This window comes from Borreliella spielmanii (assembly GCF_014201705.1).
GTDB lineage: Bacteria > Spirochaetota > Spirochaetia > Borreliales > Borreliaceae > Borreliella > Borreliella spielmanii.
Map to the genome: position 1 here is coordinate 165,423 of NZ_JACHFA010000001.1, position 26,014 is coordinate 191,436.

24 protein-coding genes and 1 tRNA gene are annotated in these 26,014 nt (G+C 29.2%); 7 read left to right on the forward strand and 18 right to left on the reverse strand.

Annotated features, from left to right (window positions below; genetic code table 11):
• Positions 1-3: 3 nt before the first annotated feature.
• The 6 genes from HNR35_RS00750 to HNR35_RS00775 form a co-directional block, all read right to left on the reverse strand.
• Positions 4-252 carry a KH domain-containing protein gene (locus HNR35_RS00750; protein ID WP_004789492.1) on the reverse strand — a complete coding sequence of 83 codons (249 nt, stop codon included), beginning with the start codon at positions 250-252 and terminating at the stop codon, positions 4-6.
• Entirely contained in the window at positions 253-513 is a 261-nt protein-coding gene (gene rpsP, locus HNR35_RS00755; protein WP_006433756.1) for a 30S ribosomal protein S16, read from the reverse strand. It abuts the gene before it with no gap.
• Positions 514-525: 12 nt separating this feature from the next.
• A complete protein-coding gene (ffh, locus tag HNR35_RS00760) occupies positions 526-1,860 on the reverse strand; it encodes a signal recognition particle protein (protein ID WP_183223286.1) in 1,335 nt (444 codons plus the stop codon).
• Between the two features lie 62 nt (positions 1,861-1,922).
• On the reverse strand, positions 1,923-3,131 hold the full coding sequence (gene badR / locus HNR35_RS00765; protein ID WP_006433790.1) for a host adaptation transcriptional regulator BadR: 1,209 nt from the start codon (positions 3,129-3,131) through the stop codon (positions 1,923-1,925).
• 280 nt (positions 3,132-3,411) lie between these two features.
• Complete coding sequence (fusA, locus tag HNR35_RS00770) at positions 3,412-5,421, reverse strand: elongation factor G (protein WP_183223288.1); 2,010 nt, start codon at positions 5,419-5,421, stop codon at positions 3,412-3,414.
• A 74-nt stretch (positions 5,422-5,495) separates the two neighbouring features.
• A complete protein-coding gene (locus tag HNR35_RS00775; protein ID WP_006433716.1) occupies positions 5,496-6,026 on the reverse strand; it encodes a Dps family protein in 531 nt (176 codons plus the stop codon).
• Positions 6,027-6,110: 84 nt separating this feature from the next.
• Here HNR35_RS00775 and HNR35_RS00780 point away from each other — a divergent pair, with 84 nt between their 5' ends.
• Positions 6,111-6,578 (forward strand): BB0689 family surface lipoprotein, encoded by a 468-nt coding sequence (locus tag HNR35_RS00780; protein WP_183223290.1) that lies wholly within the window; start codon positions 6,111-6,113, stop codon positions 6,576-6,578.
• A gap of 41 nt (positions 6,579-6,619) precedes the next feature.
• Positions 6,620-6,693: transfer RNA gene (locus tag HNR35_RS00785), tRNA-Val, on the forward strand.
• 8 nt (positions 6,694-6,701) lie between these two features.
• On the opposite strand, the gene mvk is transcribed toward HNR35_RS00785, so the two are convergent.
• Genes mvk through HNR35_RS00815 form a run of 6 tightly spaced genes read right to left on the reverse strand, consistent with a single transcriptional unit; the run spans position 6,702 to position 12,984 of the window.
• Positions 6,702-7,595, reverse strand: coding sequence for a mevalonate kinase (mvk, locus tag HNR35_RS00790; RefSeq protein ID WP_183223292.1), 894 nt, complete (start codon positions 7,593-7,595; stop codon positions 6,702-6,704).
• A complete protein-coding gene (locus HNR35_RS00795) occupies positions 7,589-8,542 on the reverse strand; it encodes a GHMP family kinase ATP-binding protein (protein ID WP_183223295.1) in 954 nt (317 codons plus the stop codon). Before HNR35_RS00795 ends, mvk begins: the two co-directional genes overlap by 7 nt.
• Entirely contained in the window at positions 8,533-9,471 is a 939-nt protein-coding gene (gene mvaD, locus HNR35_RS00800; RefSeq protein ID WP_183223297.1) for a diphosphomevalonate decarboxylase, read from the reverse strand. Before mvaD ends, HNR35_RS00795 begins: the two co-directional genes overlap by 10 nt.
• On the reverse strand, positions 9,449-10,723 hold the full coding sequence (locus HNR35_RS00805; RefSeq protein WP_183223299.1) for a hydroxymethylglutaryl-CoA reductase, degradative: 1,275 nt from the start codon (positions 10,721-10,723) through the stop codon (positions 9,449-9,451). The genes mvaD and HNR35_RS00805 overlap by 23 nt, the downstream gene beginning before the upstream one ends.
• Positions 10,713-11,777, reverse strand: a complete 1,065-nt coding sequence (gene fni, locus HNR35_RS00810) for a type 2 isopentenyl-diphosphate Delta-isomerase (RefSeq protein ID WP_183223603.1) — start codon at positions 11,775-11,777, stop codon at positions 10,713-10,715. Before fni ends, HNR35_RS00805 begins: the two co-directional genes overlap by 11 nt.
• On the reverse strand, positions 11,761-12,984 hold the full coding sequence (locus HNR35_RS00815; RefSeq protein ID WP_183223301.1) for a hydroxymethylglutaryl-CoA synthase: 1,224 nt from the start codon (positions 12,982-12,984) through the stop codon (positions 11,761-11,763). Before HNR35_RS00815 ends, fni begins: the two co-directional genes overlap by 17 nt.
• A 91-nt stretch (positions 12,985-13,075) precedes the next feature.
• On the opposite strand from HNR35_RS00815, the gene mnmA reads away from it, so the two are divergent.
• Positions 13,076-14,143: a tRNA 2-thiouridine(34) synthase MnmA gene (gene mnmA / locus HNR35_RS00820; protein WP_183223303.1), complete on the forward strand. Its 1,068-nt coding sequence runs from the start codon at positions 13,076-13,078 to the stop codon at positions 14,141-14,143.
• A 41-nt stretch (positions 14,144-14,184) separates the two neighbouring features.
• On the opposite strand, the gene HNR35_RS00825 is transcribed toward mnmA, so the two are convergent.
• From HNR35_RS00825 to HNR35_RS00845, 5 genes are all read right to left on the reverse strand, one after another.
• Positions 14,185-16,086, reverse strand: coding sequence for a methyl-accepting chemotaxis protein (locus HNR35_RS00825; RefSeq protein WP_006433745.1), 1,902 nt, complete (start codon positions 16,084-16,086; stop codon positions 14,185-14,187).
• A gap of 30 nt (positions 16,087-16,116) precedes the next feature.
• On the reverse strand, positions 16,117-18,378 hold the full coding sequence (locus HNR35_RS00830; protein WP_183223305.1) for a methyl-accepting chemotaxis protein: 2,262 nt from the start codon (positions 18,376-18,378) through the stop codon (positions 16,117-16,119).
• 156 nt (positions 18,379-18,534) lie between these two features.
• The gene (locus tag HNR35_RS00835; RefSeq protein WP_183223308.1) at positions 18,535-19,461 is read right to left on the reverse strand and encodes an ABC transporter permease subunit; all 927 of its coding nucleotides are present in this window, start codon (positions 19,459-19,461) and stop codon (positions 18,535-18,537) included.
• Complete coding sequence (locus HNR35_RS00840; RefSeq protein ID WP_183223310.1) at positions 19,433-20,584, reverse strand: ABC transporter permease; 1,152 nt, start codon at positions 20,582-20,584, stop codon at positions 19,433-19,435. Before HNR35_RS00840 ends, HNR35_RS00835 begins: the two co-directional genes overlap by 29 nt.
• Entirely contained in the window at positions 20,585-22,195 is a 1,611-nt protein-coding gene (locus HNR35_RS00845; RefSeq protein ID WP_183223312.1) for an ABC transporter ATP-binding protein, read from the reverse strand.
• 242 nt (positions 22,196-22,437) lie between these two features.
• Here HNR35_RS00845 and HNR35_RS00850 point away from each other — a divergent pair, with 242 nt between their 5' ends.
• From HNR35_RS00850 to HNR35_RS00865, 4 genes are read left to right on the forward strand one after another with little or no spacing between them, the layout of a single operon-like run.
• Positions 22,438-23,100, forward strand: a complete 663-nt coding sequence (locus HNR35_RS00850; protein ID WP_183223314.1) for an HAD family hydrolase — start codon at positions 22,438-22,440, stop codon at positions 23,098-23,100.
• A complete protein-coding gene (locus HNR35_RS00855) occupies positions 23,097-23,960 on the forward strand; it encodes a hypothetical protein (protein ID WP_183223316.1) in 864 nt (287 codons plus the stop codon). The genes HNR35_RS00850 and HNR35_RS00855 overlap by 4 nt, the downstream gene beginning before the upstream one ends.
• Complete coding sequence (locus HNR35_RS00860; protein ID WP_183223318.1) at positions 23,954-25,000, forward strand: hypothetical protein; 1,047 nt, start codon at positions 23,954-23,956, stop codon at positions 24,998-25,000. The genes HNR35_RS00855 and HNR35_RS00860 overlap by 7 nt, the downstream gene beginning before the upstream one ends.
• Complete coding sequence (locus HNR35_RS00865) at positions 24,997-25,515, forward strand: hypothetical protein (RefSeq protein ID WP_006433770.1); 519 nt, start codon at positions 24,997-24,999, stop codon at positions 25,513-25,515. The genes HNR35_RS00860 and HNR35_RS00865 overlap by 4 nt, the downstream gene beginning before the upstream one ends.
• Before the next feature lie 55 nt (positions 25,516-25,570).
• On the opposite strand, the gene HNR35_RS00870 is transcribed toward HNR35_RS00865, so the two are convergent.
• Entirely contained in the window at positions 25,571-26,011 is a 441-nt protein-coding gene (locus HNR35_RS00870) for a response regulator (RefSeq protein WP_002557259.1), read from the reverse strand.
• Between the last annotated feature and the right edge of the window lie 3 nt (positions 26,012-26,014).

Here is a 26,014-nt window from a genome sequence, read left to right on the forward strand (position 1 = left end):
AAATCAATCTAAAATTTCCAATTGCACTCGCCTATTGGTTTTAGCAGCACAAGCCCCAAGCAAAGTTCTAATAGCTCGCGCAATACGCCCCCGCCTTCCGATTATCTTACCCACATCGCTTTGAGAAACTCTTAATTCTAAAATAGTTGATTTTTCACCTTCAATTACATTTAGTTTTACTTCATCTTGTTTATCTACAAGAGACTTTACCACAAACTCTATTAGTTCAATCTCATTTCCATACTCTTTCATCTAAACCTCCTGACTTTTCGCATTCAAGTTGTTTTTATTTAAAAGCATTTTTACTGTATCACTTAAAATTGCTCCCTTGCTTATCCAATCTTTCATTCTATCTTCCTTAATTTTTATTTGATTTTGCTTTTCAACAGGATGATAATAACCAAGCTCTTCAATTGCTCTACCATCTCTAGGAGAAGCAGAATTCATAACGACAATCCTATAATAAGGTCTTTTTTTAGCCCCCATTCTCTTCAATCTTATCCTAACGCTCAAATTTATTCCTCCTTATTTTCCCAAAAGGGATGCAATCTTATTTTGAAAATCTTTATTTTTCATTTTTTTCATCATCAAAATTGTTTGACTAAACTTTTTTATGAGCTTATTAACATCAAAAACAGTTGTTCCACTTCCTAAAGCTATTCTTTTTTTTCTTGAGGGATTGTTCAAAATCACTGGGTTTATTCTTTCTTTCTTAGTCATAGAAAGAATAATAGCTTCTTCTTTCTTAAAAGCTTCTTCATTTAAATCATTGATATTCAACATTGATTTTGAAACACCTGGTAAAAAACTTACAAAATTGGCAAATCCTCCTATTTGTTTCATGCGTCTAAATTGACTTAAATAGTCTTCAAAATTAAAACTAGCTTTATTAATTTTTTCCTCAAGTCTAACAGCTTCTTCCTTGTCAACAACACTTTGAACCTTCTCTACAAGACTAACAACATCCCCCATGCCAAGAATTCTAGAAGCAATTCTTTCTGGATAAAAGGAATCAAGATCTTCAATTTTTTCTCCAACCCCGACAAATTTAATAGGAACCTCACAAATACTTTTAAACGATAGTATAGCACCCCCTCTAGTATCTGAATCAAACTTAGAAAATATTGCACCAGTAAGTCCAACATTCTCATTAAATTCCTTAGCAATATTTACTGCAACTTGACCCATCATAGAGTCTACCACTAAAATGGTTTCCGTGGGCTGTAAAATCCCCTTGATTTTTTTTATCTCTTCAACTAACAAAGACTCAACTTCAAGTCGTCCTCTAGTATCAACTATTACAGAATCAAAAAACTCAGATTTGGCAAACTTCATAGATGCTTTAACGATCTTAATAGGATCTTTTTCCCCCTCAAGTGAGAATACTGGAACACCTATTTGACTACCTAATATTTTTAACTGCTCTACAGCAGCAGCCCTAAATGTGTCAGCAGCCACAAGAAGCACTTTTCTATTTTCTTTTTTAAGCCTTAACGAAAGCTTAACAGATGTTGTAGTCTTACCAGAACCTTGAAGTCCGAGCATAAGAATATAAGATTGTTTATTGACAGGATGCAAGCTAAGCTCATAATTTTTGCCTCCCAAAAATTTAACAAGATTATCATTGACAATTTTAATAAACTGAGATTTAGGATCAATACCTCTTAAAACTTTTACTCCCTTGGATTCTTCAATTATAGAATTTAAAAAACGTCTTACAACTCTTAAGTTAACATCAGCATCAACTAAAGAATTTTTAATAATCTCAACAGCCTCTGTAATGTTTTTTTCACTTATTGTAGATTTTCCAGAAAGATAGTTTATAAAACTTTTAAAATTTGATCCCAAACTTTCAAGCATTAAAAATAACCCTTATTCTCAAAAATAATCCTATCAAATATAAGATACAAAAAAAGGCAATATTAATCAATATCTCCCCCTGTCAAATAAAATTTATTAAAAATAACACTAGAAGCAGGTCCAACAACAGAAACTTCAGTATCTAATGAACTAAGTTTTAATACTATATTTTCTCTATTTCGCTTTTTAATCTCTTCTTTTAACAAATCAAAAAAAGCTTTTAATTTAAAACTTTGACCATAGAGCACTAAATAATCAAAATCAAGCATTCTTTGAATATTGATAATAATTATTGCCAAATATTTAACTGTATCTTCCATAATTTTATTTATAAAATTATATTTTTCATAAAGAGAAAAAATATCGTATATTGTAACCTTTTTTAATCTACCCTCATACTTTTCATAAAGTTCAGGAATCTCACCATTCATAAACTCTTTTGAAATCAATCTCTGCAAAGCAAAATTAGATATTAACATATTAACACAGCCTTTATTACCACAAGTCGGACAACTTTTTTCTCCTTCATAATCAATTATCATGTGACTAACCATACCCGACTTATTATTAAAACCAGGATAAACATTGCCGCCTGACCAAATCGAAAGTTCCGCGGTATCTGTGTAGTCAAAAAACATAATATTATCCACATTCTTACCCATAAATTCAGCAAGAGATAAATTCTTAACATAACTTTCAAGATAAACTGTAAGTGAAAAATATTCCTCAAGTATTCTCTTAACAGGAACATCTTTTTCAATCCATGCCCCATAACTGTCGTTAACAATGCCTGATTCTTTATCTTTTATTAAACCTGTTATACTAAAACCTAATCCAATAAACTTATCTCTTGAGAAATTATGTTTCCAAATAATTTCTATCATATGATCTTTTATTTTTTCTAAAATATCATAAGCACTAACTGGGGGTTCAAAAGAATGAGTCTCGCTTATTAAAACTTCGCATTTAAGATTAGCAATACCTATTTGAAAATAATTGCTAGAAATAATAACTCCCATTGAATAAGCATAATCTTTATTAATATCAAGAAGTATTTCTTTTCGTCCGTGTTTTTTAACATTAGACACTCTAGAACCAACTTCGATCAAAAGATTTTCTTTTATCATTTGATTGGTCAAAATAGTAACTGCAGCATTTGTTAAGGTTAACTTACGAGCTAAGTCTGTTCTTGAATATTGCATATTTTTCAAACTAAGAAGAATTTTTCTTCTATTTCCACCTCTAATTGAAACCATATTTTCACCTTGCATAATACACCTCCTTTATTTTTAAAATAAAAAAATATTATAAAATATCATATCAAAAAAACCAATATAATATTTTATTTATTCTTAAAAGACAAACATGCCTTTATAAGGCTAAAAAATATTTTACATCATAATATCACATTCATAATAAACTATCAAAAATTTAAGGCTTAATAAAAAAAAGAATAAAATCATTTTTACTTAAAAACTCAGCAATAAAAATTAATTAGATTTAAAAAATAATAAACACAAAAAAACAATTTTGTCTTAAAAACTAATAACTTTAACTTGCTTTTTCCTTAAAATAAGAAAATTCCATCGTAAAACTACCCCTACCTTTAGTAGAACTTCTTAAAATAGAAGCATACCCAAAAAGTTTTTCAAAAGCCGCCTCTGACTTTATCAAATCATACTCCCCAATATTACTAACTAAATGAATAACTCCCCCTATAATATTTAATGTAGAAATAATTTCTCCTGTATGCTCAATAGGCGTTCTAATTTCCAATAACATTATTGGTTCAAGCTTAATAGGATCCGATTTTTGAAAAATGCTATGAAAAGCAAATCCTGAAATTGATTCAAAAGCACTCACGCTAATCTTACTAGTCTCACAAACAATAGAAAAAATACTAACATTAATATCAATAATAGGATACCCAAAAACTCCACTTACAAATGTAGTTGTAATTCCTTTAAATATTGCAGACTTAATTGTAGAGTCAATACCACATCCAAAATCTATTTTATTTCCTTCACCTCGTGACAAAGGTTTAATGGTCATTCCAATTTTAAAATTAATATTTTTGCCAGCAAAAATATTATTAAACTCAAAAACTTCTTTTACAATTTTACCTGCACTCTCTCTGTAACTTACTTGAGGTTTTCCTGTATAAACATTAAGATTAAATTCATCTTTAATTCTTGTCAAAATAATCTCAAGATGTAATTCACCCATTCCAGATATAATCAATTGTCCTGTTTCTTTGCTCTCAGAATAGCTAAAAGTAGGATCTTCTTTGGAAATTATTTCAAAAATTTCCTTTAACCTAACCTCATCTGATGATTTTTCGGGCTCAACAGACATTAAAACAACTGGCTCTGGAAACATAACAGATTCAAGTAAAATATTATTATTTTCTTCAACAAGAGTATCCCCAGTAACAGAAAACTTTAATCCTAAAACAGCACCAATATCACCGGTTTTCACAAAATCTATTTGTTCATTTTTATTTGAAAAAACTCTAAAAATTTTTGTAAACTTTTCACGCTTGCCATTTGAAGCATTGAAAATTTTTTTATTAGAATTAATTTCGCCAGAATAAACTCTAACAAAATAAAGATGAGCAGCAATTACACTTGAATATTGAACTTTAAAAACAAGAGCTGATAATTTTTTATTTTCATTAGGATCAACTAAAATTTTTTTATTTGTATCTAAAGAAAAAGCACTAAAACTTTTTTCAAAAGGACTTGGCAAGTAATCTACAATCGAATCAATCAAAGGTTCTATTCCAATATTTTTTAAACTAGTTCCCATTAAAACAGGAATAATAAATCTAGAAATAGTACCTCTTCTAATCTCACTCTTAATAATATCTAAACTAATCTCTTTATCTTCAAGAAATAATTGAGTAATCTCCTCACTAAATTGGCTAAGGATGTCTATTAGCTTTTTCTTAAAAAGAAATGCCTTTTCAACAAACTCTTCTCTAATTTGACTATAAGTTAATTTTGGAATTCCATTTTCCATTGCAAAATGGAGCTCTTTATTTAAAATAATATCAACTACTCCTTCAAAATTGCTTTCATTTCCAATTGGAATTTGCAAAACCAAAGGAATAGTTTTAAATTTATTTTCAATATCTTCCACAACTTTAAAAAAATTAGCACCTATTCTATCCATCTTATTAATATAAGCAAGTCGTGGTATTTCATATTTTTCTGCCTGTTTCCAAACAGTTTCTGTTTGAGCTTGAATCCCATCAACAGCACTAAAAATGACAATACCTCCATCAAGAACTCGAAGAGATCTTTCAACCTCTGCTGTAAAATCAACATGCCCTGGAGTATCAATAATGTTTATTTGGTGATCTTTCCAATGACAAGTAATAGCAGCCGAACTAATAGTAATACCCCTCTCTTGCTCTTGAGGCATCCAGTCAGTAATAGTATTTCCAGAATCCACATCTCCCATTTTATGACTTTTGCCAGTATAATAAATAATTCTTTCAGTAGTAGTAGTTTTGCCAGCGTCAATATGAGCCATAACCCCAATATTTCTAATACCCATAAATCCCCAACAACAACTATAGCCTTAATATAAATAAACTAAGCATTAATTAGCCAAACCTTTTAATAAAATTATTATTTCATATCACACTCGCAACATTTGCGATCATCGTGACAAACACAATCACAATTTTCAAGCAATGCCTTATGCATCCATAAATATTTCTCAAGATCACTCATGATGTCATCCATAATATTAGCAGTACCATAATCACAAGCAGTGTCAATCAATTCTCTCATTCCAAAAATATTTTTTAAAATCTCAGTAAGGCTGGAAACAACGCTTTGCATTGAAAGTAAAAAATTAGAAGTTGTTTCAATATCAAGCTCCTTAATAAAGGATTTTTTCATAAACTCAGAATATCTAAATTCAGAATCATATCCAAGCATTCTTGAGCGTTCTGCAACAACATCAATAGTCTTTTCAATATATTCATAAAGATCTTGTGTTTTTTTGTGAATAACAAAGAAATTGGTATCTTTTATATTCCAATGAATACCTCTTAAATTAGAATAAAAAATATGCAAACTTGCCAAGAGTTCTTGTAATTTTGAGTTTATTTCGTCCAAATTATCCTTTTTTATATAACTTAAATACTTTTCCATAACTATCTCCTTGATACAATCATTATAATACATAATGAGATATAATTATAATTTTAATACCATAATAAATAAAAAGGATCTTTAATGAAAAAATTGATTTTGATTTTTACACTTTTTTTGTCTCAAGCATGTAATTTAAACACATTGCACCCAATAGATACAAGAGAAGATATGAAAATTCTATATTCAGAAATTGCTAAATTAAGGAAAAATTTAAATCTAAACCATCTAGAAATAGACGATGTTCTTGAAAAAGTTGCAAAAGAATATGCCATTAAACTAGGTGAAAATAAAACACTAACTCATACCCTTTTTGGCACAACACCAATGAAAAGAATACATAAATACGACGAATCCTTTAATTTAACAAGAGAAATATTAGCATCAGGAATTGAGCTTAACAGAGTAGTTGATGCATGGCTTAATAGCCCAAGCCACAAAGAAGCTCTTATTAATAAAGATACCACTAAAATAGGCGGCTATAGATTAAAAACAGCTGACAATATAGATATATTTGTAGTTCTTTTTGGAAAAAGAAGAAATGAGAATTGACACTATTAAAGTTTATACTGTATACTACTTAATAGTAAAAAGGGCTCATAGCTCAGTTGGTCAGAGCGCCTGCCTTACAAGCAGGATGTCGGGAGTTCGAATCTCTCTGGGCCCAAAAATAACCTAAACTTCAATTATTTTTAATTCTAAGGCCAAATTTATTTTAGAATTTATCAGCATACTATTTAATTCTTTTTGAACTTTATTGGCTTTTTCCTGACTTTCAAAAAGAAAAATAAACGCTCCTCCCTTGCCAGAACCACTCAACTTACCAGAAAGAGCGCCTAACTCGATCCCCTTGCTTATTAACCAATCAAGAGAATCATTAGACAATCCCAAACGCTTTAAACAACGGTGTGCAATATTCATTTCGCCAGCCAAAGAATATACATCCTTATTCTGAAAAGAAACATAAGCATTGCTTACAGCAAGACCAAGCTTTTCAATAAAAACAAATAAATCCTCATTGGATAATAACTGTTTTTTTAAATTAATAACTATTTCTTTGGTAGTAAAATCTCTTTTTATCGCTCCTATTAAAAAACAAAAACCAGAATCTTTTACCTTTCTTGAATTTAAAACACCCTCTTTCTTCTCTAAATAAAAAGTTCCACCAAGATCAATTAACCTAATATCCATTCCAGAAGATTTACCATGAAAAATGTTTTCAATTTGATTTGCCAACAAAAGTTTATTACAATCTCTATATTCAAAATGGCTTTTAATATATTCTGCAAAACATAAACTAAGACTAGCCGAAGACCCAAGACCAACACCAATAGGAATTTCAGAAAGAATAGTAAACTCAATCGGATTAACCTTGCCGTAATTTGAAACAATAAAGCTTATTAAACTATTTAATTTAGTATTGGGTTTTCCCAAATATTTCCAATTTTTAGAAACACTGTAAACTAGATCCATATAAATTGGCACCGTAGCTCCAATAACTGGAAACCCATAAACAGCACTATGTTCACCTAAAAACAATATTTTAGCCGGCTTTCTTATTCTTAGCATTTATCGTTTTCAAACTTAATACTTTCGTGCTCCAAAACAATAGGAATAATTTTAGGCAAAGAAAAAGCTTTAATATTGGGCCTATAAACTAAAAAAGTTTCATTTCCGGCTCCCAAAGCTTTAATCAAATCACATTGATCTTGAAGATGCTCAAAACTTGGAGGCAAAGATGCGGGGACTCCTATTGCCTCTCCAATTGCTAATCCTAATTCTTTAGCTCTTTTTAAACTAGAAATTAATGTAGATTTAGAACCATCAACACTTAAAACAAATTTTTTCATCTCCAAATTGCATTTCAATATAAAATCTAAAATAGAATCTCTATGTTTATTGTACTCATAAATAGAGGTGGTGGTTTTAATTGCTTGCAAACCTTGCATCAAATAAAAATCATTAAACTCTACAAAGTCCAACTGCCTACATTTAGGAGCAAAACCACCTTCAAACTCAATAACACCTCCAAAAATACTAGCAGCAATATCATATCCACTACCTATTCCCCCTTGAGAGTGTCTATAGGCTTCTAAACAATATTTGAAAATTTCATCTTTATCAACAACATTAGTAGAATTATGAATTAAAAAAAGTCCAAACACTATGCCAATAGCAACAACAGCGCTTGAGCCAAATCCCTTTTTAGTTCCATCATTAAAGAAAAAATCACTTGTATCAATATATACATCATATGCAAAGCTTTCTAGATTAAAAAAACAATTTTGACTTAAGTGCGCAAACATTTTAAAAACAAAATCATTTCTATTTTCTATTAAAGAAAAATCATCTATCTCTTTCTTTTTACTAAAAAACCGCCAAGAATCGCTCTTTTTAAAAGAAAAGAATGCTCTCTTATTAATGGCAATTGCCAATCCCAAACCCTTCTCCTCTAGAATAGTATACTCCCCCATTAAAAGCAAATTTCCAGGCACAGAAAAGCTAATTAAATCCATTCTAAGTCACACCCAACCTTTGAAACAATAAAATTAATGCCAGTGAAATTTTTCTTAAGTCCTTTTAAAATAGTATTTAAATTTTTCTCCAAACAAATAAACTTTACTTGGGGACCCGCATCCATTGTCTCAAATACAAAAATTCCTTCATTTCTCAAATTAGCAGCATATTTAATTAAATCTATTGTACTACTTTTAAAATAAAAAATAGAAGATGCAAACATTAAAGCAAACATATTCTGATAACTTTTTACAACATTTGCTCCAAAATGTATAAAATCTTTTTTTAAAAAAAAATATAAAGCATCTTTAAAAATCTTTTTGCTAGAAGCAATCCAAGCATCATAATAAAATCCGTGATGTTTACAAATATTCATTGCGGCTCTTGAAGACAATTCTTTTTCATTGCTATCAATTATGGCAAATATTATGCGCAAATCATTAAAATAAGATTCATCTCTTAATTGAAAAGATTCTTTTGAACCTTCTTTTAAAATAGTAAAGCCCCCATAAATAGCCCTTGCTGCAGAAGCTGATCCTACTCTTGCAAGATTAGATACACTATTAAAAGAATATTTATTAAAATATTTCAAAATACAAGCAGCAATAGAAGCAAACCCTGAACTTGAACTTGCAAGGCCTGCTGATGTTGGAAAATTGTTTTCACTTTTAATTTTAAATCTAACATTTGGTTCACCAAGAATTTTTCTTGCATAATCAAAAAACACCTTTTCTCTATTTTGCAATATAACTGGCTTTGAATTTAAAATTATTTCATCTCGATCTGAAAGTTCAAGCTCACTTATTGAATAAAACTTATCAACACTAACAGCAAGACTAGAAGTCGCTGGAATGTTTAAAAAAACATCCTTCTTGCCCCAATATTTAATTAAAGCTAAGCTTGCATTAGCTTTGCACTTTATTTTCATTCTCTAACCTTATTTTCTTTAAAATTTTAAAAGCAAAATCAACAGAATAAATACCCATTTTTTCCATTTCTATTAATAATTTGTCTTTCTCAAAATCAGAAATATTATATTTTATCCTTAAAAGGTGGAGTATTTTATTAACATGCAATCTCATGTGACCCTTTTGAATCCCATTAAATGCAAGAGCCCTTAATGCAGCAAAATTACTAGCAAGTCCAACACAAGAGAGAATGCCAATAAACTCACTCTTGCTATTTACATTCATAATTTTAAAACTTAAAATTGAAGCTTCGTTAAAAGATATAACCCCACCTTTAGTTCCAACTTGTAAAGGAATTTCAATTTCTCCAACCAAAGCATTATTAGTAATATAAAATTTACTAAGGGGAAGATATTTGCCACTTTTTGAAGCAAATCTGTGCACAGAGGCCTCAAGCGCTCTTGTATCATTAAAAGTTGCAAGACACACGCCTGTAATTCCATTCATAACACCTTTATTATTAGTAACAGCACGCTCCTCTTCGTAAAAACCTATGCTAGAAATAAGTTCAATTTTTTTAGCCAAATTCCAAGAATCCTCTTCACTTAATAGCAGATGCTTAAAATCTAAAACAAACCGGGCTTTGGTTGTAAATTCACCAATATCATTGCTTAAAACCTTTAAAACACATTCATATCCAAATTCTAAAAAAATACATTCTGCTACACGCTCTGCAACTGAATTTAACAAATTAGCACCCATAGCATCACAAGTATCCAAATATATATTTAATTTTTGAATACCAAGCTCTTTAATATACCTAGTTGATAATCTTCTAAACCCACCTCCTCTTCGATTCATATTAATTAAAAGGGGTTCAATCCAGGTCTTAATTTTATCACCAAGATCAGTAAAAACTTTACTTAAATCTTTTCCCGATTTTACATAAATTTGAGAAATTCCCAAAACTTCATCCAAAGAATAACTTAAATTAGCATTTTCAAGAATTTTTGCCGCAAAATTTAAGGCAGCAACAACAGAAGATTCTTCTGTCGCAATAGGTAAAGAATAATATTTGTCATTTATTTTCAAATTTTTTACAATTCCAATAGGAAGAGATAAATATCCAATATAATTTTCTATCATATTAAAAAGAAAATCTTCATTGACATTGTTATAAAAAAAATCTTTAAAAGACAATCCCAAAAAACTTTTTATCTCTTGCCTTTTTTCTAAAACACTTTTATGTCTAAAATTTTTACTAAGTTTCATAAAATTGCTTAAAAACCCTAAGCTCAGCAAGTAAATAGCTACTTAAAAAATACTTATTATTTCTAAATTCTGACAAGTTTTTGCTTCCACTTAAAAACATAGACATTTTTAAAACATGCTCATAATCAGAAAAAAGACTAAACACCCCATCTTCTCCTGAATTGTAAAAAGCTCTAAGAACAACCCCGGCAACGCCTATAAGCCTAGCTCCAAGAGCAATGCCTTTAGCAATGTCCATACCTGTCTCATATCCACCAGATGCAAAAATATTAGCCTTTAGAGAATCATCAATGCTAAGTAAAGTAAAAGTAGAAGGAATACCCCAATCAGAAAAACAAGACGCAATATTTAGATTATTACTCTTCATACCTTCTACTAAAACCCAATTGGTTCCACCACTTCCCGCAAGATCTATATAAAAAACCCCAAGCTTAAATAATTCTTTAACGTCGTTTGGAGAAATTCCAAAACCTGTTTCTTTGACAATTACTGGAACACTTGAAAAGTTAGACAATTGAGCTATTGACTCTTTTATTCCTTTAAAATTTCTGTCGCCATTAACATTCATCAATTCTTGCCCCGCATTAAGATGCACAATAATCGCATCAACTTCTAATCTCTTAATCATTTCAGCTATTCTAGAAATACCAAACTCAGCAATCTGAACAGCGCCAATATTGGCAAACAAAGGAATATTACAAGCATAGCTCTTAAGAGAAAAGTCTTTTATATACTCAGGATACTTAAACAAAAGCTTAAAAGAACCTAAACCAATGGGAATTTTTAAACAATTTGCAATTTTAACTAAAGATTTATTAAAATCATTTCCTTCTTTACTACCTCCTGTCATGGAAGAAATAAAAACAGGCATGCTAATATTGTATCCAAATACTTCTTCTTTTATGTTTATCTCAGAAAAATTAAAATCGCTAAGAGCATTATGTTTTAGCTTAACAAATTTTAAAAAATTACAACCACTTTTAACATCGTTTTTATTTAAACAAATATCAATATGTCTTTTTTTATTTTCTAATATATTAGGCTCGATACCCATACACTCGGTATCCATCATCCCTTAGTTCTTTTAAATAAAATCCTCTGGATTCACCAGGAACTACTTTATTTTGAAAAAAATCTTTATATTCTTCAAAATTTGCATTATTTCTATTTTTCAAAAGCTTATCAAAATCCCATAATTTAACAACATCAAAAGCACCTTTTTCAATGGTAAATTCATAAATAACCATAATATTGCCAGATCCATAAGAACAAAACAATATCTTTTCTCCTGTAATATCTTTCTTGCAAAGCACTCTTTTTAAATAAAATGCTAAAGATAGAAAAATTGAACCCGTATACAAATTACCAACTTCCATAGCAGCTTCAACCCCATCGTAAAAATCTATTGATTCTAAATAATTATTTCTAACAGATTCGTCATCACTGTAATATTTTTTTAAAATATAATGCATCGAATCTATCGGCATCTTAGCAAAAGGAACATGCAAAATAAATCTATAATTAGAAAATAAATCTTTCATACTAAGTTGCTTTTTAGTAGCGAAATCTCTTAAAGCATTTTCGTTTGCATTATTGTAACATTCAACTGAATATTGACCACGTACCTTAGCCTCAACACTTCCAAAAGGCCTAAAAAAATCATCAACATCATCGGTATAAACTCCAAATTCAGATAAATTGATCGAAAGTAGCTTTGGATTTTTTTCAACCAGAATTGCAGTTGCACCAGCTCCTTGAGTAATCTCAGCCGTAGTAAGATTGCTATAATGCGCAATATCTGAAGAAAAAACTATGCCATATTCAGAATTATTAGTATGGCTTAAAACACTTGCTACACTGTGTAAAGACATAGCAGCACCAGCACACGCATGCTGAACTTGAAAAGTTAGAAAATTATTTCCCAAACAAATACCAGACTGCTTTAAAGCTCCAAAAACATAAGAGGAAATTGCCTTTGAATGATCAACCCCCGTCTCAGTTCCACCTAAAAGCATTCTAATTTTACTTAAATCAAGATTATTGTTGTCAAAAATAAGCTTAACAGCTGAACTTGCCATGGTTACACTATCCTCATTAGGACTGGTAAACCTAAAACCTTTTTGTAAAGTCGCATCTATCGCCCTATTGATTTTTTTAAACAAAATTTCATTGGAAGAATATAAAGGATTTTCCAAAAGGACAGAAAAGTCTAAATAATTTAAAGGTAAAAAAATTCTAATATCACTAATGCCTACTTTCATAATCCCCACCACATTAATAGATTTAAGTATTATATTATAATTTACAAAAATTAGCAAAATCTTATATAATAAAGCCTAAAAAGGTAAATTTATGAAAATAGCCGTACTTTTATCTGGGGGGGTTGACAGCTCTGTTGCCCTTTACAGAATTATAAACAAAGGGCATACAAATGTAAAATGCTACTATTTAAAAATTTGGCTTGAAGATGAGCTGTCTTATATTGGAAGCTGTCCTTGGCAAGAAGATTTAAATTACGTTGAAGCTGTATGTAATAAATTTAATGTACCATATGAAATAATAAACTTTCAAAAAGAATATTATAACAAAGTGGTAAGCTATACTATTAAAGAACTAAAAAGTGGTAACACCCCAAGTCCAGATATCTTTTGTAATCAAAGAATAAAATTCGGAGCATTTTTTGAAAAAATCAATAAACAGTATGACTTAGTTGTTACAGGACATTACGCCAAAATACAAAAAAAAGATAAAAAATTTTTTTTAAAACAAGCAAAAGATAAAATTAAAGACCAAAGTTACTTTTTATCTCATCTATCTCAAAACCAAATGTCAAAACTATACTTCCCATTAGGAACATTACTTAAAAGCGAAGTAAGACAAATTGCTAAAAGCATAAATTTGCCCAACAAAAATAGAAAAGATAGTCAAGGTATTTGTTTTTTGGGAAAAATTAAATATAACGAATTTATTAAATATCATCTTGGTGAGAAAAAAGGCAATATAATTGAAAAAGAAACAGGAAAAATAATAGGAATTCACGACGGATATTGGTTTTTTACAGTTGGACAAAGAAGGGGAATAAAGCTTAGCAATGGACCGTGGTTCGTCATAGAAAAAGACCTAGAAAAAAATATTATATACATCTCCCATAATGAGAATTATTCAAAACAAGCAAAACGAAAATTTTTAGTTCACGAAATACATTGGATAAATGGCACACCTTTAAATTTTGAAAATTTCAAAATTAAGATAAGGCACGGCGAAAAAAAATATTCGTGCAAATTAAAACTTATTACAAATAACTTAATTGAAATTTATTTAAATAAAAAAGATTGTGGAATCTCTCCGGGACAATTTGCAATTTTTTATAAAAACACAGAATGTCTAGGGGGTGCTAAAATTTTTAAAGTCCTAGAATAATAATCCGCCAAAAAGTTAGAGAAAATTTTTCAATCTTCTCCTTACTTTTCGATCTTAAAGTAATCAACAGATTCCTTTAAATCTTTTACACTCTCTAACATTTTTTCAGACATTGCAGAAAGCTCTTCGCTACTTGAAGCTGTTGTCTGAACCAACTGACTAACCTGTTCTATTGCATTCTTAAATTGCTCTATCTGAACGCTTTGCTTAGAACTTTCATTAGAAATATTTTTCACAAGTCTAGCCGTTTGCTCCATACCAGGAACTATTTGTTCAAAATTTTCCCCAGCACGGCTTGCAACAGTTAAGCTTCTGTTTGCAATATCAATAATTTCTCTTGCTGATTCTTTGCTTTGATCCGCAAGCTTTCTAACTTCAGCAGCCACCACTTCAAACCCCTTACCCTTTTCTCCCACTCGTGCAGCCTCAATCGATGCATTTAAAGCAAGCAAATTGGTTTGCCTTGTTATCTCATCAATAATTCCAATTTTTTCAGTAATTACAGTCATTGCCTCAATAGCTTTAACAACCGATTTATGCCCCTCTTTAGTCCTCTCATTAGTATTAACAGCAATCTTTTCAGTAGTAGATGCATTTTCAGTATTCTCAGAAACGCCTTGTGATATTTGCTCAATATTTGCTGTCATTTGCTCTAAAGTAGATGCTTGCTCAACAGCACCAGAACTTAAATTCTGACTTGCATTCGCTATTTGAATCGCATTTTCATAAAGGTAATCTAGATTTTCAATGACACCTTTCGCAACTGAAGAAAAATTGGTTCTCAATTGTTCAAAACCTTCATACAAACTATACAGCTCTATAGTATCCCATCTACCAAAATTAACATCAGCAGTAAAATTACCAGAAGCAAGTCGCTCAGAATATTCTAATATCTTATTTAAAGAAGCGCTCAGCTTTTTCACAAGATAAAGAGTTGCAATAGCAAGAATAAGTAATGTAACCGCAAAACTAATACCCAAGATTAAAGATGTAGCTCTCGACATGTAATAAAAATCATCCTCTGAGGTTCTTATTAAAAGAATAAATTTACTATTAGACAAATTTAATAACACCTTTTGACTAATTCCCACATATTTTTTACTGTTATTAGGATCATAATAGTAAACAGTTGAAGTTTCTTTATTTTTTTGCAACAAATCTTCAGATGTTTTTTTAAGAATATTGGAATAAGAAGCACTTAGATCTGTCAAAACATCACCTGGAAGTACTGTATGATGAACTAAAAATTTTCCCGTAATATCATAAGCTAATGCGCGACCACTAGAGAGTATTCCAAAATTAATCCCTCTAAAAGACCTACATATATAATCCATCGAATAAAAAAACATAAAATAACCAAAAATATCGCCTGTGCCAAAATCTCTTAATGGTATACCTATTAATATGTAAGGAATCTGGCCTTTTTTATTTCTTATCTTAGAAATGTTTTTAACTAAAGATTCTTCAATAGACTTGGGATCTGCCAACATGACAAAGGAATTGTAAACAATGTTTTGAGACTCTTTAAGTTTTGTAAAATATTCCCTATCTCCAATAGACCTGCCAAAATCACTATTATCCTTAACAGCCGTAGTAAAAACTATTTCACCTTCTTTATTTGTAACCATCATATTACTACCAGTTTGAACAAGAATTTCAGATTGATCTGAAATTAAACTCAACCTTTTAGATTTAATCTTACTAGCCTCATTAAATTTTTCAGCAGAATTGAAATACATGGAACTAACCCTAACTTTCTCTTCCATTGAAGAAATATAAAGGTTAAAAGAACTTTTAATATTTCCAATAAGATTTATCATAAGATCAAACTGCTGATCTACTAATTTACTATTAATCAACATTCCAAACACAAAAAATAAAATTGATATAAAGAATGCTATCAGAATAAGAACAAGTAGTAACATCCTAGCTTTCAGATTCATAATAACCACCTCTTTTACAAAAAATAAATTCTAAAACTCTGAAAAATCATCATCGAAATTTAAATCCTTATCAGCAATATCAATGGCTTTTTTAGGATCAACTCGCTTATTAATAGCTCTTACAGAAGACTCAGCCTCAATACTTAAAGAATGATTATTATGCCTACTGCCATTTAAAGTCGAAATTTCATTGCTTTTAAAATTTTGATTTTCATCTTTAAAAGAATCTTCAGGACAATCTATTAATCTAAAATCATAATCACCATTTTCTAGATTTTCAATCTTAGAATCTTTAATTTTGAAAAATAATACAGATTTCCTAAGTTCCTTAGACTTTTCTAGCATTTTATCGGACATACTAGAAAGTTGCTCACTACTTGAAGCTGAAGATTGAACGACTTCTCCAACTTGATCTAAAGCCATTTTAAATTGAGCAATTTGATCACTCTGCTTAGAACTACCTTCTGAAATCTTCTTAACAAGATTAGCTGTTTCTTCTATTTCTGGTAGCATTTCTTTAAAGATCACTCCTGCTTCAGTTGCTACTCTAGAATTATCTTCAACTAACTCTCCAATCTCAAGAGCCGAAATTTTACTAAGATCAGCCAACTTTCTAATCTCGCTAGCCACAACAGCAAATCCCTTTCCTTCATCACCTGCTCTTGCAGCTTCAATAGCCGCATTTAAAGCAAGTAAATTCGTCTTCCTAGCTATTTCTTCAATAACACTAACTTTCTCTACAATATCTTGCATAGCAATAACAGATTCTTCAACAGCCTTACCACCTATATGGGAATTTTCATTAGTTTTTAAAGCTATTTGCTCTGTTTCATAAGAATTATTCGCGCTCATATTAACACCCGAAGCTATTTGCTCAACATTAGCTGACATTTCTTCAAGAGCAGATGCCTGCTGTAAAGCACTAGAACTTAAATTTTGACTCGAACTGGCAACTTCTAAACTTGCCTTATTTACATAGCTAATATTTCTCAAAACACTCGCAATTGCTACAGAAATAGCTTTTTTCATCTTCACAACCTGAAGACTTAACATGCTAAGCTCATCAGAAAAATCATCGCTATCATCAAGAGCATAATCTTTATCTAAATTTCCACTAACCATATCTTGAACTAAAACTCTAATTGCATTTAAACGAAAACTAATAATCCTGTCTATTCTCGCTAAAAGAATAATGCTTAATACAATAATACCTAAGACAGAATATAAAACATACTGAAATCTTATACTAGATATTACTCCATAAATATCTTTATAAGGAAGCCTAGCAATAAGTACTCCGCCTTTTTCTCCCAATTTACTACTTATGGGCAACAGTGCATAATAACACTCCTCCCCCATTTCGGAGAAAAGTATTCTATCAATGGTATAAACCGATACTTCAGTAGAAATATTTGATAAAAGAGGTGGCTTAGAAAAAACATCTTTAAGGGTATTTAAAAATTTAGAACTAACCCTGCTAGTTTCATTGTATTCTTCAAAAGGATTAACCGCTATATTATTAGGATCCACATAAATAAAATTGCCTCTTTTATAAAAACCAAATCTAAATCTATCAAAACTATCTGCTAAAACATCATTAAGTAAATATCCAGCCAAATATCCACAAACAAGCTTATCTTCTGGAGAATATACAGGCACAATTATTGCAAAAGCCTTTTTTTCGCTTTGCCTAGACCTAATGGCAACCTCTGCAGATATTCCTTCAGAAAGATTTGAATACCAGCCTACAAATTTTAATTGGTTTTGCTTATAATCCTCAACCGCTTTTTTAAAATAATTAGTATTAGCCTCAGAATGACCAAAATCCATATTATTTTCATGTCTTGTACTAACAATTATTCTTCCTTCAAAATCAAAAAATGCAAATTCTTCAAAAAAGGTATCATTTTTAAGATTAGTCATAAAATTGTATAAGTACCGTCGATATTTTTTATTTACCTTTACAGAATCAATAATAAATTTTGAATTTTTTCTTAAATCTACCAATTCAGATTCAGAAAAATCTTTTCCTCTATTCTCAGACATTGCAAATTCTGATATAGTTTCAAGTGCCAAATTAGAAGCTGCGCCACTGACTATAACATACAAAGTATCCAAAAAAGATTGTGTAGAAAAAGCTGCTCTTCTTAATTGTGCCCTTGTAAGTTGCTTATAATAATCTTCTAAATAACCGCATAAAACAAAGTTAAAAATCATAGAAAAAAGTAATAGTATAAAAATTAAAAACAATAATAAAAAACCAACAAACCTGTATTTAAGCTTCAATAGCATAATAAACTACCTCACAAATCATCTACTTATTTAATCAAACAAACTAAAAATCAAAAAGGGTATCAAAAAAAATTTTACAGCAAAAAATTAAAAACTCTTAAAAAATTAAAAGAATTTTCACAACATGAAAAACAAATTACCAGCTATTATTGACTACTAATGCTTTTTATAAGGTATTCCTAAGAACTTAGGAGCATTATTTCTTTTTGAAAAAAAAATAAGACTTAAAATAATAATCAAATATGGAGCAATAACTAACATTTTGGGAGGCATTATTAAAGACAAAAAAGGCGATTGAGCCAAAACAATTGCCAAAGTTTTCACAAATGAAAACAAAAAACTACCCATTAAAACTCCTAAAGGCGTCCATTTTCCAAAAATTAACATTACAATAGCAATAAAACCCTGCCCACCTGTAACCCCCTGCACATAGCTTGATGCAATCACTGTTGTAAGAACAGCACCCGAAACCCCCGCTAAAAACCCACTCAAAAGAACACAAAAAAATCTAATCTTATTTACACTAACCCCAACAGACTCTAATACCTCTGGATTTTCACCGCTAGCATTAATTCTAAGCCCAATTTTAGTATATTTAAAAACAATATGAAATAAAAACACACCTAGTATTGCAATGTATACAGAATATCTTTTACCAAAAATTTGAAATATAAAAGATGTTTTGCTTAAAATTCCATTAAAAAGTATCGGCAACTTTATTTCTATGGGCGGAGTTGAAATAGAAGAAAAAATCAAAGTACTTATAAAAACAGCAATAGCGGGTCCTAAAAAATTAAGCGCCATTCCGGTTATAATTTGATCTGATTTTAAAAAAATTGTAAAAACAGCGTGCAAAATAGCAAGCACAAGCCCCGCCAATCCACCAACAAAAATTGAAAACAATGGGTCATGTGTAAAATACGCAACTGTGGCTCCTGAGAATGCTCCTATTGTCATTATTCCTTCAAGTCCAATATTAATAATTCCACTTTTCTCACTTATAAGACCCCCAAGACCAGCTAAAATTAAGGTTTGAGAATTTATTAAAGTTTCACTAATCAAGAATATTATTATATTTGACACTCTTAACACCTTTTAAAAAGATTTTATTTAAAAAATAACTAGCAGAAATTACAAGAACAATTATTCCCATCATTAAAGATACAATTGAAGATGGAAGACCCATTAAACTTTGAACCCTACTGCTTCCATAAAGCAATATAGAAAAAAGAATACTAGAAAATATTATGCCAATCGGCGAATTGTTTCCTATTAAAGAAACAGCTATCCCATTAAAACCAATTCCTTCCATAAAAGAAAGCTTAAATATGGCTTTATTAACACCCATAATTTGAACAGCGCCAGCAAGGCCTGCAATAGCTGCTGAGAGAAACATTGAAAAGATTAGAACCGCTTTTACATTAATACCCATACATCTTGAAGCTTCAATATTACTTCCTGTGGAATTTATTTTAAATCCAATAATAGTTTTATTAAGCAAAAACCACATTAAAATAGCAAAAATTATACCCAAAATTATTCCAAAATGAAGAGGGGCTTTTAAAAGCTCATTAACAAAAGGATGCAAAGCCCTATAAGCAAGACCTTCTGGTGAAAGTTTCCAAGATCCTAAAAAATCAATAAATGCGCTCTCTTTAATAGGCTTTGAAAAATCACTATTATCTCTTTTAATAAAACTAAAATCTAAAATTATATTATTTAAATAAAATAACATCCAATTAAACATTATTCCTGAAATCACTTCACTAATATTGAATTTAGCTTTTAAATATCCAATTAAAATTCCTAAACTACCTGCTGCTAAAAAGGTAATAACAAAAATAGTAATTACATGTAAAATTGGAGGCAAATCAAGTAAAACTGCTGCTATTAAAGCAACAATAGATCCTAGTATAAACTGACCTTCAACCCCAATATTGAAAAGACCTGTTTTTAAAGAAATTCCAATAGAAAGACCTGTAAAAATCAAAGGGGCTGCATAGCTTAAAATATAACCTAAATGCTTGGGGGAAGAAAATATAATCTCTAGTATTATAAAATACATCCTAAAAGGAGAATAGCCAAACACCGTTACTACTAGCCCAACAATTAAAAATCCAACAAATAGGGCAAAAATACTAACAAATGCTGAAGAATTTAAAAATTTCAATACAAGTTTACTGCATGTTTTTTTACTAATCATCATTCAATTTAAACCTATCATCATTTTACCAATAACATCAATATCAAAATTGTCCTCTAAAATACCCACTATCTTTCCATCATGCATTACAGCTATCCTGTCACAAACATTAACAAGCTCATCAAGTTCAAGAGAAACTAATAAAATAGATCTACCCGCATCTCTTTGCTCTATTATTCTTTTATAAATATTCTCAACAGCTCCAACATCAAGTCCTCTTGTAGGCTGAATGGCTAAAAGAACATCTGGCTCTAAACTAATCTCACGAGCAATAATAACCTTTTGCTGATTACCCCCAGATAAATATTTTACCTTATTAAAAATATTTCTTGGTCTAATATCAAAATAATTTACAAGTTGGTTGCTCAATTTTTTTAAAATGTTAAGATCAAACCCTATAAATTGTCTTTTAACCTTATCAAATTGTCTTTTAATAAAATTGAAAAAATTAAATTTCAAATCAAAATTACTCTTTGAATGATTTTTTTTAAATTTCAAATAATCAGAATTATCAAAGCTTTTAAGCCCAATATTTTGCATAACATTAAATTCTAAAATAAGACCATGTCTTTGCCTGTCCGAAGGAATATTGCCAATTTTTTTATCTATTATTTGCTTAATTGTTAAACCTTTTAAAGATTCCAAATTACCTGAAGAATTTTTTTTAAAAATATCGCCCTTAAAAATGCTTTTCAAACCCAAAATTGCATCAACCAAGTCCTCTTGACCACTTCCCTCAATACCTGATATCCCAAGAATTTCACCATTTCTCAGATCAAGATTAACATCTTTAACCTTTAAAATTCCCCTCTCATCTTTAACACTTAAATTCTTTATTTCAAGAACATTAAAATGATTTTTGAATTGAATCTTGGATGAGCGAAGTGCAATTTCTTTGCCTATCATTAATTTTGTAAGATCTTTATCATCAATCTCAGCAATATTAACAGTTTTTACAGTCTTCCCAAGACGCATAATTGTACATCGCTTTGCAATAGACCTAATTTCTTTTATTTTATGAGTAATAAGTATTACAGTATGACCCTCTTGAGTGAGTACCTTTAAAATATTTATAAAATCATCAACTTCACTTGGAGCAAGCACTGCAGTAGGTTCATCAAAAATAATAATATCTGCATTTCGATAAAGAACTTTTAATATCTCTATTTTTTGCTCCATACCAACACTCAAGTCTTCAACCTTTTTCTCTAGATCTATTTTTAAACCATACTTTTCTGAAAGATAATTTATTTTTTTTCTAGCTTGTTTGTAATCAATAAAACCAAATTTTGAATTTTCATACCCTAAAATAATATTCTGAACAGCAGTAAACTGCGGAATCAACATAAAATGCTGAAAAACCATTCCAATACCATTTCGAATAGCCTCACTTGAATCCTTAAAGTTTACTTCTTGACCTTTTAAAATAATTCGACCGCTATTTACTTGATGAATTCCATAAATAGTCTTCATTAGGGTAGTCTTTCCAGCACCATTTTCTCCAAGAATAGCATGAACTTCCCCCGCTTTAAATTTAATAGAAACATTATCATTGGCAATAAAATTGCCATACTTTTTTGTAATATTTTCTAATACCAATATATCTTCTTTCATTAAAATTTAACCCTAATAAACATCAAACACAAAGACTTACAATATTCTATTCTAATGAAATATAATAAAACTTAAAATTTATATTTTCAATAACATTTTTATATTTTAATAAACAAAATAAGTTATTTATAAAAATTAATTACTAATAAATAAAAAATGCTTAAAATATAAAAACCTTAATAAAGAAAATAAATTAATGCTAAAATAAAAGAATGACTAAACTATTATAAAAAGAGAGTACTATGAAAATCAAAGCCTGCATTTTTGATATGGATGGAACCCTGGTAAATAGCATTATGGATATTGCATTCTCAATGAACATGGCTCTTTCAAACTTGGGATACAATACAATCGAACTAAACAAATTCAATGCTCTTGTTGGCAGAGGATTTAACCAGTTCGTAATAGACACCCTAAAGCTATTATCTCTTGAATACAATAATCCTAATTTACAAGATAAACTTTACAAAGAATTTGTAAAAGAATACAACAAAAACCTTTCATCTCAAACACAACCATACGAAAACATAAAAACTCTTCTTGAAAATATGAATAAACTTAACATTCCAATTGGGATTTTAAGTAATAAAAATCACGAAGAATTAATAAGTTTAGTAAAAAATATTTTTGGAAATATATTTTTTTTTGAAATCAGAGGTTATTCAAAAAAATTTCCACCAAAGCCAGATCCTGGAAATGCCCTTGATATGATATTAGAATTAAATGTTCGCAAAGAAGAAATTGCATATATTGGAGACAGTGATGTGGATATGCTAACTGCAATAAACGCCGGATTCATACCAATAGGAGTTTCTTGGGGGTTTAGAAGTATTCAAGAATTAAAACAAAACGGAGCAAAATATATACTCCATAATCCTCTTGAACTATTGGACCTAATTAAATGAATATAAAACCATATTTTCCTTACATATATCATTACCTATTTAATCATGAAAGCATAAAAAGTTTATCTGCTATAGAAAAAGAAATTGAAATACTCAACTATTTAAAAGAAAACAAAAAAACTATTACTACATTTATCAAGAATGATTTTGAATCAGAACTAAAAGATTTAATTCAGTACGTCAAAGATAAAACAGATATAATGATTACGCCATTTGTTTTATCTGGTATTGAAGCTATTGATTTTAACATTGTAAAGCCTCTCTTTACCAAAGAATTAACAAAAAACGACTTGAATTTGGTATTTAACTTCGTTAAAATCAACTCATCTTTAAGAAAAGAATTCTTTTATAATTTTAATACTATAAGTAACGGGTATATTACTTTTTACATAAATAAACTATTTGAAGGAAAAAACTCTTACACAGTATACTTAATACAAAAGGAAAATAAAGCCCTTTATTCATCAGACATCATAAAAAATTATATAAAGATATTACTTCTCTTAAAAGTATTGGTAATTAAATACTGCTTTGAAAAAGAAATAGAATTGACTATTAAAAATATTGAATCGACTTCAAAAGCAATAAGCAATGATACTGATTTTCTAGACGAAAAAACAGCCAAACTTATAATCGAAAGCTTTTTTAAATATGACATTTTACAAACAATGTCTCCAATTTCAACATTAATTGCCATTTTTTCAGCCAGAGCGAGAATTCCAAAGTATAAAAACAATTCAGTCAAGGGTTTTATTGGGTACGATGAGAGTTGGTTTTCAATAAAACAATCGGGCTCTAGGGAATATGATTCAAGAATAATTAAAGAATTATTAGAAATAGCTAAGGTAAATAAATGGTAAAAAAATTTTCGATTTTCTTAAAAGCAATAATAATTTTTTCAATATTTGAACTTTTAGTTGAAGAACTCTCAATAATTCTTTTTTTACCATACAAAATACGATTTGCTCTAATATTTCTTGGGTTTTTATTTGACACAATTTTTATTTTTATTTTTTTATACAAAATAACTAAAGCCTACCTTTCCCAAAGATTAGAAATATACGTTAGAAACAATCTATTCTTCGATATAATTCACTGCCTTATCCCTTTAGTATTTTACAGTTCATATCAGCTTAAAAACATAATTGTTGCCCAAGAAACCATATTAAATCCAATAATGCTATCACTTTTCAAGCTGAGATTTTTAAGACTTCTTAGGTTTAATGATCTAATAATAGAAATCTATTACAATTCACAAGAAAAAAACCTAATACTAACAGCATTTGCTAGAACATTTTCAATAAGCTTGTTAATACCATTTACATTTTTTATAATAATATCAAGCTCAAAAATTGTAAATTCAATACCAGAAAAACAAGAATTTAATATTATTAAAAATATATCAATAATAAATGAAAAAGCTTATATTAAAGAAAAATATCCCTTCATCTTAATAATCAAAGAAAAAGAAGACATAATATACTCAAAATCAGACGAAATATTTGTTTACTACAGTCCTAGCGAATACAAAGTAATCGAAATAGAAAAGACAAAATTTTATATAGACAAATATTTGCAAAGAAAAAGCGACTCTATTCTTGGAATTTTTCTATTTGCATTGTTTGCATCATTTACCATTTTTTTAATGAATTTTTATAAATTCTTCAAGGCAAGCTTTTTAAAGCCTATTATTTTAATGACAAAAATTTTACAAGATCCATTAGAATATCGAAAAATTCAAATTCCTTTTACTTTAAGCGAAGAAAAAGTATATGAGCTTGCAAAAGCATTTAACAATCTTTTACTAAAAGAAAAACTAAATTCAAAGCGAAAAAGCAAAATACCTTTAGAAATTGAAAAAGTAAAAAAAATAATTAATAAAAATCAGGAATTGAAATGAAAATTCAAATAATTATAATGCTATTATTTACATTGTTAAATTTTTCACTTAATGCTAGACTTTTGGACATATCAATTGAAAAAAAAGTAAACGAAGAAATAAAACAATATTCATCTTTTAATTTAATTTTAGAAAAAGAATACTATACTAATTTTCCAACAAGCGAAATAGAAAAAAATATTTATAAACTAACTGAACATTTTGTAAAAAGCATAATGATTAATAAACCTGACTACGGCTTATTAAATCCAAACTACAAAGAAGCAAATAAATATCTGATTCAAAGCGAGCTTGTTGATAACAAATTTTTAAAATATAAAATCTTTAAAATTAAAAATATAAATGGGGGTTTTAAAAGCTATTCACTAATATATACAAAAAAAGGATTTTACAAATTAGAACTTTACATAGAAAACAATACAGAACCTATAAAAATATTCAACCTTAACATTACTTATTTCTTAAAGAATTCAGATAAAATAAGTAATGAAATGATTTTCTTTCCAAAAGAATAAAAACAATAAAATTAAAGCCAATAAAATTAAAGCCTGAGCTGTTTTTATAAACAAGTTATTTGACAAACACAGACATTACTCTTTGAAGAACCTTTGCTCTATCTAATGGTTTAACAATAAATGTTTTAGCTCCTTTTATCAAACAATCTTTAACTAATTGTTCTTTACCCAAAGCAGATATCATTATCACTCTAGCATTTTTATCAAATTCCATAATATTAGAAAGACAGGTTATTCCATCCATTTTGGGCATGGTAATATCAAGAGTGACAATATCAATATTAGGATAATGATTCTTGTATTTTATAACAGCCTCCTCTCCATCAGCTGCTGTATCAATAATATTAAAACCCTCTGATGTAAAAATTTGTGTAAGCTGCTTTACGGTAAAAACAGAGTCGTCAACAATCAAAACATTAAAGGGAATACCTGTATCATAATTGATTCCTCTAGGTTTAGATGAAGAATCTGCAGCAATTGTGGTCTTTTGGATCATATT